The organism is Rhodococcus sp. KB6, from assembly GCF_001445685.1.
GTDB classification, from domain to species: Bacteria; Actinomycetota; Actinomycetes; order Mycobacteriales; family Mycobacteriaceae; genus Rhodococcus_F; species Rhodococcus_F qingshengii.
Genome location: NZ_LNAK01000105.1, coordinates 1 through 12,866 on the forward strand (window position 1 = coordinate 1; position 12,866 = coordinate 12,866).

Here is a 12,866-nt window from a genome sequence, read left to right on the forward strand (position 1 = left end):
TACTCACCCGTTCGCCGCTCGTGTACCCCGAAAGGCCTTACCGCTCGACTTGCATGTGTTAAGCACGCCGCCAGCGTTCGTCCTGAGCCAGGATCAAACTCTCCGTTGAAGACTCTAGATTTCGCGGGCAAGCCCACTAATCAGTCATAGACAAAAAGAGTCAAATCACTAGCAAAAAAACTCAACTAGCAAAAAATGTGTCGGCAACCATTCAGACGGAAGAATGAACAATCACCGACGAAAAATACTCACACCCCGAACATCAGAACCGAAACCCGAAGGCCCGGAACATCATCCGACATGTGAAGTACCAAAAAAATTTTGGCACTGACATTCATCGACACACTGTTGAGTTCTCAAAGAACACGCACACACCATCACCACGACCCTATGGCCGCCGCTCCGGGGCAACTTTTCCAGCCTATCCCATCGTGATCATCGGCGCAAACCGCTGAACATTCGGGGAAGAACTGGAGGTGAAGCACAACCATACACGATGGAAACTACTTCGAAATTTGGTCAGGCACTTCGTACAACCTCGTGTCACTCGCCGTGAAGCGGGAGTCGGTGTCCGTGTCGCTCTGACTTGGAATAAGTTACGCGTCCGCCGAAGTCTTTGACAAATCCACAGGTCAGAGACTCGGAGGTGTCCATTTCCCCAGCAAGATTGCCCGTTTCAGTCGATTTTCACTAATTCGGACATCATGTGACGCCGGACACCGTGGCCGGATCGGCACGCAGCGGGAACTCACACCACTTGGACTCGGATACCTGCATCCTCGAACAACGCGACTTGCTTTGCGTCTACTGCAGCATCGGTAACCAGCACGGCCCCCGGCGGTATCGGCGCCCACGCATGGAAAGGACGTTCACCGAGCTTGGCGGAGTGGGCGAGTATGTAGACCTCGCCGGCACGTTCGATCATCATCTCCTTGAGCCGGGTCTGATCGAGCTCAGCTTCACAAATACCCAGGTCAGCCGTAACTGCATCGGCACCGAGGAATGCCTTGTCAAACGACACCCGCTGCAGCGACGCTTCCGCCAGTGGCCCGACGAATCCTTGACTGAGCTGCCGCAGCGTCCCGCCGAGACATTCGACTCGAACACCATCAGCGTCGGCTAACGCCTCGAGCGCCGTCAGCCCTGCAGCGATCACCGTCAAATTCGTCACGTGACGTAAGAACTCTCCCATCGCCCCGACGGTGGTACCTGCATCAAGAAGTACGGTTTCCCCGGGCCGAACCTGCTCAGCAGCCCATTCGGCGATGCCCCGTTTGGCGTCGAATCCCTCCATTGCGCGTTGACGCAAGGAGGATTCCGGATGAGGGTTGAGAGCAATCGCCCCGCCGTACGTTCGGGCAATTACTCCCTGGGCAGTCAACTGACTCAGGTCGCGACGGATCGTAGATGCAGTCACCCCGAATTGGGCAGACAGATCCTCGACACTGGCCAGACCGCTGGTGCGAGCGAGCCTCGCAATCTCCGACCGCCTCGACTCCGACTCCCGGATGGCCATCGCTCCTCCCCCCTACAAACCCTGGTGCTTACTTGGAAACGAATGTGCTGGTTGCCAATTCGGCCGCCTGCCGCAACGCTTCGACCATACTACCGGCCTCGGCGATGCCCTTACCTGCAATATCGAAAGCGGTTCCGTGATCGACGGAGGTACGGATGACAGGTAACCCGACGGTGATGTTGACGCCGGCCTCGATCCCGAGAACCTTGACCGGGCCGTGCCCCTGATCGTGGTACATCGCAACGATCAAGTCGTAGTCCCCACGTCCAGCGAGGAAGAATGCCGTGTCCGCCGGCAGTGGGCCGTGGACGTCGATTCCTTCTGCCTTCAAGAGTTCGACGGCGGGAATGATCTTCTGCTCTTCCTCTCCGTACCCGAAAAGCCCGTTCTCCCCCGCATGCGGGTTGATCCCGCACACGCCGATTTTCGGAGATGGATTGCCCGTGCGCACCAAAGCTTCGTGACCTCGACGAATGGTCCTCTCGACCAGGCCGGGCTCGATCCTGGCAACTGCATCGAGCAGTCCGATGTGAGTGGTCACGTGAATCACCTTGAGCTTGGGGGTCGACAACATCATCGACACCTCCTCGGTACCGGTCAGGTGCGCAAGCAATTCCGTGTGTCCGGGATAGATGTGTCCTGCCGCATGCAGCGCTTCCTTGTTCAGCGGCGCCGTGCAGATCGACTGGACTTCACCGCGTACAGCGAGTTCGCTTGCGACGCGGATATATTGATAGGCCGCATCTCCCGCGACTGCCGACAGTTCACCCCAGGCGAGATCCTCGGGTAGCAAGTCCAGGTCGATGACGTTGATCCGTCCATCGATGAATTCAGCATCCTTGATCCCCTCGATCGCGACCACGTCGACGTCGATTCCGAGCACCCCGGCAGCCAATCGCAAACGCTTCGCGTCGCCGACAACAACAGGGCGGCAACGCTTTCTCGTTTCGGCGTCGAGGAGTGCGGGGACGATCACTTCCGGTCCGACGCCGGCGCCGTCGCCCATCGTGACAGCAATCAGCGGCAGTGGAGTGGATTCGATTGACATGGGATTGACCTCGTTGCCTGAAGGAGTAACTGAAGGTGGACTGTCCGGAGCGGCGACCGGGGTGGGGTGCGCGAGAAACTTCGTTATGGAGAAAAGACTGTGTGCATTCCCGAAACTGCCTGGCCGCGTGACGATGTACCGTCCGGTGCGATCGACGGAAAGTACGGCGCCGTGTTCGATTTCGTAAATCGGTGACAGCGTGTCGATCCGCAGGCGGTCGAGAACGCTGCGCGCGGTTTCGCCACCGGTAAGTACCAGGTCGATCGGGTACTCGTCGTGGGAGAATCCTGCATCGACGGCAGCGATCAGATCGGCGAGAGCCGAAACGAGGTGGACGGATTCTGCAGGCACGACAGGTCCACTTACCGAAACCACGACGTTTCCGCGATCCAGTGCGTTCAGAATCGGAAGCGGATCGACCGAATGCGCCAGCAGCTCAGCACTGTTCACTTCGATATGGTGCGCCCCTGAATCCCGAAGCAATGCCACTTGGTCCCCGGCAGACGCATCCGCCGTCCCCACGACGACCAAGGTAAATCGAGAATCACGAAGAGATGGGCACGCGACGGGTGACTGCACGGTTCTTCGTCGTGCCACTGCCATCGCGAGCGCCGAGGTTCCTACCAATCGAGAACCCCGAACCTCCTGTGCTGCAGCCACAATCAGTTCCAGATCACTCTCGGTCTCGACGTCGCAGATCGCCACCGACCCGGCTTCTGAGATCGACGCAAGAACCTGGCTCAAACGCCCGGAGCGAATGTCATCCAGCGATACGCCAGAAGTGATTGCCGACGGGCCGAGCGCCTCTGCAATCGACCGAGGAGTCGGCTTCGACTCCGCGCGCCACAGGTCGGTGGAGTGCAACGCAACCCCATCGACCAACACCACGCCGTCTTGCACCGTGCGCCCTTGTCTGGGCAGTCCGGCGGCGACGATGACCGGGGATCCGTCGCGGGAGAGTTCTCCAACCTCCGCTGCTATGTTGCCCCTGAGCAGGGAATCGATCTTCTTGACGATCTCGGAGCCGTCAGACGATTGCAGAACTGATCTCACGTCCCGAGAGGCTCTGGCGGGGTCGGATCGCCGTGAGTGCAGATCGAAAACCGTCACTCCTGATCCGTCGGGCGCATCTGGGCCGAGCCGAAGCGATATGCCCGAACTGCGGAGCAGAAATCCTGCGGCCGACTCCGCTGCTCCGGAAAGATCATCAGCGATGATTACCAGTGGTTTCATCGAATTCCTCGACCCCCTTTCGGTCTGAATCGAGTATGCACAGCATCGCAACCGATGCGCGAAGTACGCAATAGAAGTTACGGGACTTGCGCGAAGTGCGCAACAGTGCCATTGTGAGCTGAGTTACAAGCGAGAGCCCGACGCGATTGTTCACCAACAGTCCGCTCGGAGCGTCGCCCCCACGCTGCCCCGTCAGGATCGAAAGGTCACCGATGACCAATACTCGTTTGCGAACACCACAGCTCTCCCGGCGATCCTTTCTGCAGTTCACCGGGCTGATCGGTGGCGCAACGCTTCTGGGCACGACTGCCGCGTGCGCCGGCCCTACCGGGAAACCGACACAGGACACCCTGGTGCTCGGGCTCAACCGCTCGCTCGTCAGCCTCGACAACAAACTCAATCAATTCGACGCAGCAGTCACGGCTCAACGTGGCGTCAGACAAGGTCTCACCCGGATCGGCGACAATCTGACACCGCAACTCGTTCTCGCTGACAGGTTCGAATCGACCGGCCCGACCGAGTGGACGGTTCGACTCCGCGAGGGCATCCGTTACTCCGACGGCACACCTGTGCTGATCGACGACGTCACGACGGCAATGCAGATGTACCAGCAGGTCAGCGGATCGTTTGTCGCACCGCAGTTCCCCGAGTGGCCGACGGTCGTCCCCATCGACGATCGCACCTTCATCCTTCGGACGAATTCCCCGGTGCCGGTTCTGGACTCGCTCATGTCCAACATCTTGATCACCCCGGCCGCTGCCAACGAACCCAACGAACTGCAGAGCGGAATCGGGTCGGGACCGTTCGTCGTCAGCGAATCGAACCGGGGCACCGGCGATTACACACTTGTCGCCAATGACAACTACTGGGGCCCGGCCCCCGGCGTTCGTCGTGTTCAGGTCCGCTTCATTCCCGAAGAGGCCGGCCGCGTCGTCGCGCTTCGGAGCGGCGAGGTCGACGTCATCGACTCGATCAGTCCCGATTCCGCCGAACAACTCGCCGATCTGCCTGGTGTCCAGGTGGACACAGTACCGAGCACACGCATCAACCAACTGTTCTTCAACTTCCGCAAGCCCGCCGATCACCCACTGTCCAATCCGCGTGTCCGAGAAGCTCTCACGTATGCCATCGACGGTGAGTCACTCGCTCGGGACGTGCTGATCGGTTCCGCAGTCCCGGCCACCGGCCCCGCACCGTCGACCTTGGACGGAGCCGTGAAAACCGGCACTTACCAATATGATCCACGGAAAGCGCGGCAAATGCTCGAGGCCGAAGGCGCCGACGACCTCGAACTCACCTTCATCTGGGAAACCGGAGAGTTCACCAACGACGTCTCGGTGATGGAATCGGTACTCGAAATGATGAAGGCCGTGGGAGTACGCGTCAAACTCCAGCAGTTCGAACCGGGCGGTGACATCTCGTCCTGGCGCCAGGGCAAGACCGGCGACTGGGATGTGCTGGGCAACGGCTACGGCAACCAGACCGGACTTGCACTGACCACGTTGCAGGGGATGTACGCCGGCACAGCGGAGAAGGAAGCAACTCGCGACACCTATCACGGGTACGTCTTCCCCGAAATCACCGCGAAGATCCAAGCCGCGTCCAGTGAACCAGACCCGACCAAGCGCGCCGCTCTACTCGACGCCGCACAACAAGACATCTGGAACACCTGGCCTTGCCTGTGGAGCTTCGTACCCAACGCACTCCTTGCGAAACGCACTCGTGTACAAAATGTTTCACTGACCCCAATCAACTCCTACGACCTCGGCGCCGTCCGATTGGAGGCCTGAGGCGATGACTCTCACCGCTCCGAAACCGCAAACCGCTCTCGGAATCTCTCCGCGTCGACGCACACGGATCAACCCGACCGTCAAATACGTGCTCAAACGTCTGGCACAGAGCGCCTTGACGATCTTCCTCACGCTCACAACAGTGTTCGTCCTGATCCGAATGGCACCCGGCGATCCTGCCTACGCCTTGGCCGGACCGCTGGCCAGCACCGAGGATCTCGCACAGATCCGTGCTGACATGGGCTTGGACAAGTCGGTGTTCTCCCAATACCTGATCTACCTGTGGGACCTCGTCCACCTGAATCTCGGCACGTCGTACTCGTTCCAGGCGCCGGCCATGGACGTTGTCCTCGGCCGTCTCCCGTACACCATCACCCTTGCCGTCAGCTCCATTCTGTTGACCGCCGTGCTCTCGATTCCGCTGGGCGTGTGGATGGCCCGTCACGCGGACACCAGACGTGAACTCGGTGCGAACGTCGTAGCCGTCGGCGGGCAGTCCATGCCGGAGTTCTGGAGCGGCCTGATGCTGGTGACGATCTTCGCGGTCTTGATCCCAGTACTCCCGGCAGCCGGTTTCACCACATGGCCGTCGTTGATCCTGCCTACCGTCACCATCGCCATCCTTCAGATCGCGTTGATCTCCCGGATGGTTCGACGCGAAATGGTCTCGGCCTTCGCTTCTCCGTACATCACGGTCGCACGTTCTCGCGGAGTATCGGAACGCGAACTCACCTGGCGATATGCGATGCGCAATTCGGCGATTCCGATCGTCACCGCGCTGGGCACCAGATTTGCCGGAATGCTGAACGGCGTCGTGGTGGTCGAGGTCGTGTTCGCCTGGCCTGGTGTCGGCTCGCTGGTGGTCCGCGCACTCGAGACTCGCGACTACCCGCTCATCCAGGCCACCGTACTTGTCACCGCGGTTCTCGCAGTGCTCGTGCAACTGGCAGTGGACCTCCTCTACCCCCTCCTGGATCCACGCGTGCGACTCGGAAAGGGCGCCAACTGATGACTACCGTCTTGGAACCTCCAACAACTCCACGCGCCAGCGCGGTCACCGAGGCAGACTTCGCACGCGCCGGAGCCACGCGCCGTAAGCGAGACAGCCGAGTCAAGATCTGGGCCGGCTCGATCTGCGCGCTCCTGGTGATTCTTCCTGTTGCATTGGCCGGGCTGCTCCCCCTTGCAGATCCGAACCAGACCAACCTGAGCAGTCGACGGCTACCGCCCCTCACCGACGGCCATCTGTTCGGCACCGATCAGTTGGGACGAGATCTGCTCTCACGGATCCTGCACGGCGGCCAGGTGTCTCTGACGATCGGTATTCTCGCCGTGATCGTCTCCGGCGTCATCGGCATCGTCGCCGGATCCGCCGCGGGGTACTTCGGTGGTTGGGTCGACACCGTGATCTCCCGCCTACTCGAAGCACAGCTTTCTCTGCCTCTGCTGATGATGCTGCTTCTCGTTGTTGCGCTGTTCGGCCCGTCCATTCCCGTCATCACGTTTGTCATCGCGATCGCACAGTGGCCCGAAGTCGCACGGTTGACTCGCTCATTGGTACTCGTCGAACGCGAAAAGCCTTACGTAGCTGCAGCTCGAGTCCTCGGACTTACCCGCATGGCCATCCTGCTTCGTCACGTCATTCCCAACATCGTCAAGCAGGCATCGCTCGTCGTCCTGCTGCTGCTCGCGCAGGCCGTACTGCTGGAAAGTTCGTTGAGCTACCTCGGCGCCGGACCGCAACGTCCATTCGCTACCTGGGGACGAATCATCGCCGACGGCCAGGACTACATCACCACGTCATGGTGGATCGTCACGTTGACCGGTCTGATGATCGTGCTGCTGGTCGTCGGAGTGAACCTACTCGGCGATGGTCTGCGCGATCGTCCTGCAGGTTCGAAACGACTGGGCGCAAGCCTGTTCGGGCGTGGCAGCGCCCAGAAAGCGAAGGCGTGAGACATGGGAAATCTACTACGGGTCGACGATCTCCAGATCGAACTTGTCACGGCGAACGGCGTCATCCGAGCCGTCGACGGCGTGTCCTTCTGCATCGACGCCGGTGAAACCGTCACCATCATCGGTGAATCCGGCTCCGGAAAGTCGACGACAGCCATGGGGATTCTCGGACTGCTTCCGGACGATCTTGCGGTTCTTTCCGGGAAAGCCGTGTTCAAGGGTCAGGACATTCTCGGAAACACGAAGATCCTGAACGATATTCGCGGAAAACACATCGCGCTCATCCCCCAGGACCCGATGACGGCTCTGAGTCCCGTCCACACCATCGGCAGCCAACTTCGAGAAGCAGTGCGCCACAGCGGTGTGACCGCGAAGAAGCAACAAATCGAGCGGGCAGTGCAACTGCTCGAGCAGGTACGCATTCCGTATCCGGATCAGCAACTCGACAAGTACCCGCATCAACTGTCGGGTGGAATGTTGCAGCGCGTCCTGATCGCCGGCGCTCTTGCTGCCGGCCCCGAACTGATCGTGGCCGACGAACCCACCAGCGCACTGGACGTAACCGTTCAGGCCGGGATTCTGGATCTATTGCTCGAGTTGCAGGAGCGCACCGGGATCGGAATGCTGGTCATCACTCACGATCTCGGAGTTGCGCGGTTGGTCTCCGATCGCATCTACGTGATGAAGGACGGACGTTTTGTGGAGACCGGTAGTGCCGACATTCTCGTCGACTCACCGCAAAGCGCCTACACACAAAAGCTTCTCGACGCCATACCTCAACTGGGGCCTTGGGACGGCGACCCCGCCCGTTCAACACAGATCGGAGCCTCGGCATGACCCGCCACGAAACGCCACTTCTCGCCGTCGAAGATCTCGTGGTCGAGTATCCGGTTCCCGACGGAGTTTTCCGAGCCGTGGATGCTGTGAGCTTCTCGGTGGAAAAGGGCAAGACCTTGGCCATCGTCGGCGAATCCGGATGTGGCAAGTCGACCATCGCTCGATCGATCGTCCGACTCCTCACACCGACCAGTGGACGCATTCTCGTCGACGGCAATGACATCGCGCAGATGTCGGAGAAGTCGCTGCGCCCCTACCGCTCTCGCGTTCAAATGGTGTTCCAAGATCCGTACGGATCGCTCGACCCTCATCTGACTGCCGAGGACATCATCGGAGAACCACTGCGCCTCAAAGGTGTTCGGAGCAAGTCTGAACGCGCAAAGGCAGCAGCAGAACTCGTCGATCGCGTTGGCTTGCCCAGCTCGGCACTACACCGGCGTCCGGCGGAGTTCTCAGGAGGCCAACGTCAGCGCATCGGAATTGCTCGTGCACTTGCCAGCGGACCCGAGATCCTGGTCTGCGACGAAGCGACCAGCGCTCTCGACGTGTCGGTGCAAGCGCAGGTACTCGAGCTCCTACGTGAAATTCAGGCCGATACCGGTCTGACGTACGTTTTCATCTCACACAACTTGGGCGTCGTCCGAGAAATCAGCGAGACCGTAGTCGTGATGTCGAAAGGAACCATCGTCGAATCCGGTTCCACAGACACAGTTCTCGCCAGTCCGCGCGAGCCGTACACCCGCGCACTACGAGGCGCTGCTCTCGATCCCACCACCATGGTCGGCATCAAACCACGCCACGTGGTGGCAGCCCTGTCCAAGAACTTGCTAGCCAAGCAGACCGAATCACGAGGAGTTGCCTGATGACCGCCCCCTTCGAGCTTCCGAAACTGGTGCTCGGCACCATGACATTCGGAGACACGGTCGACATATCGGGCGCCGGATCGATGCTCGACGCAGCACTAGGCGCCGGTATCTCTCACATCGACACGGCCAACGGCTATGCGGGCGGCGAGTCCGAGCGCATGCTGGCAAAGCTGCTCCACGGCCGACGCGATTCCGTCACTCTCGCCACCAAAGCGGGAATGCCGCATCCCGATGCCGGCGACAACAGCCCACTCTCGACAGAGGGGCTCCGAGCAAGCGTCGAAGGAAGCCTGCGCAGACTCGACACGGACTACGTCGACCTGTTCTATCTCCATCAGCCGGACCGAACCGTCACGCTGACCGAAACTCTCACCACCGTCGCGGAACTGGTTGCCGAGGGCAAGATCCGCACACTCGGCGTATCCAACTTCGCAGCGTGGCAAATCAGTGAAATCAACTACACCGCAGACACAGTCGGAGCTCCCCGACCGATCGTCGCACAGCAGCTCTACAACTTGCTCGCGCGTCGCATCGAAGAAGAATACGCAGAATTCGCGGACGTGACCGGACTGACCACCATGGTCTACAACCCACTCGGTGGGGGCCTGCTCACGGGGCGCCACACCTTCGACGAAAGTCCCGCCGACGGCCGATTCGGCGACTCACGTCTTGCGTCGATGTACAAGGAGCGATACTGGAACACACAGATATTCGACGCGATCGCTCAACTGACGGCAATCGCAGAGCAGTCGGGCATCTCCCTGACCGAGCTTGCGTTGCGCTGGCTGGTCAGCAAGCCCGTCGCCGGATCGCTGCTCCTCGGAGGATCCAAAGTAACGCACCTCGAATCCAATATCGCGGCCATCGGGCGAGGTCCACTCGACGCCTCGACCGTCGAAGAGTGTGATCTCGTCGGTGCCGCCCTACGAGGCCCCATGCCCAACTACAACCGCTGAAACACCCGACCTTCATCAGGAAGAGTTCTTCACTATGTCAGCACAGGAATTCGCCGCACGCATCCGAGGACGCGAACGCATACTCGGATATTGGTCCGTCATCGACAGCCCGATCTCGACCGAATGGATCGCGCACGTCGGCTGGGACTACATTGCCCTCGACATGCAGCACGGCCTGATCGGCTATTCGGGGATGGTCGCCGGGCTCACCGCCATCGACTCGTCACCGTCCACCGTCGGGATGGTGCGCGTCGAGGCAAACAATCCGACGCCCATCGGCCGTGCACTCGACGCGGGCGCTGTGGGCGTCATCGTTCCGCTGATCAACAACGCCGAAGAGGCAGCGGCCGCCGTGGCAGCCGCCAAGTATCCGCCTTTCGGCATCCGCTCCTACGGACCCATGCGCTCGCAACTCCGTATCGGCCCCGTTCCCGCCGACGCGAACCGCGACACCGTTGTATTTGCGATGATCGAGACCCCACAGGGTCTGGCGAACGTCGAAGAGATCTGCGCAGTGCCCGGATTGGACGGCGTGTACGTCGGGCCGTCCGACCTACGAATCGCCGTCGGAGGTAAGCACTCCAACGATCCGGACGTCGCCGAGGAATTCGAATCAGCGCTCACCAGGGTGCGCGAAGCTGCCGCCGTCAGCGGAGTCGCTGCGGGAATCCACACACCTTCCGGTCAGGTTGCGGCACAACGGCTCGGGGAGGGCTACACGTTCGCGACCGTGGCCTCGGACCTGACACATCTGGCGAACATCTCGGCTCAGCATTTGGATGCCGCCAAGTCCTGATCCGGGTACAAAAATGGCGATGCTCCCGCACTTGGTACGGGAGCATCGCCATTCTCGAACAAACTATCTCTGAATCGCCTTGATCTCGAGGAACTCTTCGAGCCCGAACGTGCCGGCCTCGCGCCCGACGCCCGACTGCTTGTACCCACCGAACGGAGCATTCGTGTTGAAGGCGCCGCCGTTCACCTCGACCTGCCCGGCACGCAGTTGCCGCGCGACGCGATCCGCGCGATCGGGGTCACCTGACCAAACGCCACCGGCCAGTCCGTACTCGGTGCCGTTGGCGATCCGCACTGCGTCGGCCTCGTCTTTGTAGCCCATGATCGAGAGGACCGGTCCGAAGATCTCCTCGCGCGCAATGGTCATGTCTTCGGTCACGTTCGCGAACACCGTCGGACCGACGAAATATCCACTGGCCAGACCGGTTTCGCGACCGTCGACAACTGCGGTGGCACCTTCCGACACACCCTTCTCGATGTATCCGCGAACGCGTCCCAGCTGATTCGCGTTCACCAGAGGACCAAGCACCGAAGTCGGCTGAGTCGGATCACCTACCGGGAAATGAGCGGCGACCGCAGCAGCAATTGCCGCTGCCTCATCCACCTTCTCCGCGGGAACCAACATACGCGTCAGCGCCGAACAGGTCTGGCCCGAATTGATGAAGCACTTTGCGACGCCGTCCGTGACAGCCTTTTCGAGATCGGCGTCGTCGAGAATGACGTTCGCCGACTTGCCACCCAGCTCCAGCGAGACCTTCTTGATGGTGTCCGCGGCAACGATGGCCACTCGCTTGCCTGCCCGAGTCGACCCGGTGAAGGAGACCATGTCGACTTCCGGGTGGCCGGCGATGGCTTCACCCACTACCGGGCCGTAGCCACTTACCAGGTTGAATACACCTGCAGGCAAACCAATTTCGTCGAAGATGTCAGCGAGAGCGTACGTGATGAGTGGCGCAACCTCGGTGGGCTTGAGAACCACGGTGCAGCCCGCCGCGAGCGCACCGCCAACCTTCAAGACAACTTGGTGGAGCGGGAAGTTCCAGGGAGTGATAGCGCCGACAACACCCGCAGGTTCGCGAACAATCAGCGAATTCCCGACCTCGTGAGCGTCGAAATCATAAGTGCGAGCCAATTCGGCAAATGCATTCAAATTCGCGAGCGGCATTCCGATTTGCACGGGCTTCGCGAATCCGATCGGCATGCCCATATCCTGCGAAACCAGCGCCGCAAGATCATCGGTACGTTCGGCAATAATCGCCGCGGCTTTGGAAAGATATTCGGCTCGCTCGCCGCCGGATAGTGCAGACCAAGCGGGGAAAGCCTTTCGTGCTGCCTTCGCAGCCGCATCGACATCTTCGACAGTGCCTTCGGCGACAGTTCCTATCAGCTCTTCGGTAGCCGGATTGAGAACGTCGATCCGACCGCTGCCAGTGGATTCGATCCAGGCGCCATCAACATAGATTTTGGTGCGGTCGAGAATATCGGTCATCGAAGCCTCCGTAGTCATCACGCGTGCACAGGTGAGGTGGACCCGATCACACGGGGCACCTCTTCCGAGCCTAGCCACGCTCGACGGGTTCCGTGGCAGGTTGGTGTCGAGATTGACCTTCGACTGACGAGACCTGTGGTGAGCGCACGCTTTTCAGTGATGGTGTGAACGTACCGTTCCCCTCGCCCAAGAGGGTGAGAGTGCCGTTCACTCGATCCGGGGGGTGCCGGCGACGGGATGTTTCGGGGTGTTTTGGGTACGAGAAAGCCCCCCAACCAGTACTGGTTGGGGGGCTTCTCTAATGTGTGTTCGGCGGTGTCCTACTCTCCCACACCCTGTCGAGTGCAGTACCATCGGCGCTGAAGGGCTTAGCTTCCGGG

The 12,866-nt window shown here is 60.5% G+C and carries 10 protein-coding genes and 1 rRNA gene; 7 read left to right on the top strand and 4 right to left on the bottom strand.

Going from position 1 to position 12,866, the window contains the following annotated elements; genetic code table 11:
• From ASU23_RS15025 to pdxA, 3 genes are all read right to left on the bottom strand, one after another.
• Window positions 1–109 (bottom strand): 16S ribosomal RNA (locus ASU23_RS15025); the annotation flags it as partial.
• Window positions 110–748: 639 nt separating this feature from the next.
• Window positions 749–1,516, bottom strand: coding sequence for a DeoR/GlpR family DNA-binding transcription regulator (locus tag ASU23_RS15030; RefSeq protein WP_058038186.1), 768 nt, complete (start codon window positions 1,514–1,516; stop codon window positions 749–751).
• A 28-nt stretch (window positions 1,517–1,544) separates the two neighbouring features.
• Window positions 1,545–3,797: a 4-hydroxythreonine-4-phosphate dehydrogenase PdxA gene (gene pdxA / locus ASU23_RS15035; protein ID WP_058038187.1), complete on the bottom strand. Its 2,253-nt coding sequence runs from the start codon at window positions 3,795–3,797 to the stop codon at window positions 1,545–1,547.
• 212 nt (window positions 3,798–4,009) lie between these two features.
• Here pdxA and ASU23_RS15045 point away from each other — a divergent pair, with 212 nt between their 5' ends.
• The 7 genes from ASU23_RS15045 to ASU23_RS15075 are packed head-to-tail and all read left to right on the top strand — an operon-like array spanning window position 4,010 to window position 10,998.
• Window positions 4,010–5,587: an ABC transporter substrate-binding protein gene (locus ASU23_RS15045; protein WP_007732494.1), complete on the top strand. Its 1,578-nt coding sequence runs from the start codon at window positions 4,010–4,012 to the stop codon at window positions 5,585–5,587.
• Between the two features lie 4 nt (window positions 5,588–5,591).
• Window positions 5,592–6,596: an ABC transporter permease gene (locus tag ASU23_RS15050; RefSeq protein WP_007732496.1), complete on the top strand. Its 1,005-nt coding sequence runs from the start codon at window positions 5,592–5,594 to the stop codon at window positions 6,594–6,596.
• Entirely contained in the window at window positions 6,596–7,543 is a 948-nt protein-coding gene (locus ASU23_RS15055; RefSeq protein WP_003941426.1) for an ABC transporter permease, read from the top strand. The genes ASU23_RS15050 and ASU23_RS15055 overlap by 1 nt, the downstream gene beginning before the upstream one ends.
• A gap of 3 nt (window positions 7,544–7,546) precedes the next feature.
• On the top strand, window positions 7,547–8,380 hold the full coding sequence (locus ASU23_RS15060; RefSeq protein WP_058038189.1) for an ABC transporter ATP-binding protein: 834 nt from the start codon (window positions 7,547–7,549) through the stop codon (window positions 8,378–8,380).
• Window positions 8,377–9,243, top strand: coding sequence for an ATP-binding cassette domain-containing protein (locus tag ASU23_RS15065; RefSeq protein WP_007732503.1), 867 nt, complete (start codon window positions 8,377–8,379; stop codon window positions 9,241–9,243). Before ASU23_RS15060 ends, ASU23_RS15065 begins: the two co-directional genes overlap by 4 nt.
• A complete protein-coding gene (locus tag ASU23_RS15070; RefSeq protein ID WP_058038190.1) occupies window positions 9,243–10,202 on the top strand; it encodes an aldo/keto reductase in 960 nt (319 codons plus the stop codon). Before ASU23_RS15065 ends, ASU23_RS15070 begins: the two co-directional genes overlap by 1 nt.
• 34 nt (window positions 10,203–10,236) lie before the next feature.
• Entirely contained in the window at window positions 10,237–10,998 is a 762-nt protein-coding gene (locus ASU23_RS15075) for an HpcH/HpaI aldolase/citrate lyase family protein (protein WP_007732505.1), read from the top strand.
• 63 nt (window positions 10,999–11,061) lie between these two features.
• Here ASU23_RS15075 and ASU23_RS15080 read toward each other — a convergent pair whose 3' ends face one another.
• The gene (locus tag ASU23_RS15080; protein WP_007732506.1) at window positions 11,062–12,486 is read right to left on the bottom strand and encodes an aldehyde dehydrogenase family protein; all 1,425 of its coding nucleotides are present in this window, start codon (window positions 12,484–12,486) and stop codon (window positions 11,062–11,064) included.
• Between the last annotated feature and the right edge of the window lie 380 nt (window positions 12,487–12,866).

Coding starts and splice junctions, on each gene's coding strand:
- ASU23_RS15045 (WP_007732494.1), top strand. CDS start 4,010: ATGACCAATACTCGTTTGCGAACACCACAGCTCTCCCGGCGATCCTTT.
- ASU23_RS15070 (WP_058038190.1), top strand. CDS start 9,243: ATGACCGCCCCCTTCGAGCTTCCGAAACTGGTGCTCGGCACCATGACA.
- pdxA (WP_058038187.1), bottom strand. CDS start 3,797: ATGAAACCACTGGTAATCATCGCTGATGATCTTTCCGGAGCAGCGGAG.
- ASU23_RS15080 (WP_007732506.1), bottom strand. CDS start 12,486: ATGACCGATATTCTCGACCGCACCAAAATCTATGTTGATGGCGCCTGG.
- ASU23_RS15065 (WP_007732503.1), top strand. CDS start 8,377: ATGACCCGCCACGAAACGCCACTTCTCGCCGTCGAAGATCTCGTGGTC.
- ASU23_RS15050 (WP_007732496.1), top strand. CDS start 5,592: ATGACTCTCACCGCTCCGAAACCGCAAACCGCTCTCGGAATCTCTCCG.
- ASU23_RS15030 (WP_058038186.1), bottom strand. CDS start 1,516: ATGGCCATCCGGGAGTCGGAGTCGAGGCGGTCGGAGATTGCGAGGCTC.
- ASU23_RS15075 (WP_007732505.1), top strand. CDS start 10,237: ATGTCAGCACAGGAATTCGCCGCACGCATCCGAGGACGCGAACGCATA.
- ASU23_RS15060 (WP_058038189.1), top strand. CDS start 7,547: ATGGGAAATCTACTACGGGTCGACGATCTCCAGATCGAACTTGTCACG.
- ASU23_RS15055 (WP_003941426.1), top strand. CDS start 6,596: ATGACTACCGTCTTGGAACCTCCAACAACTCCACGCGCCAGCGCGGTC.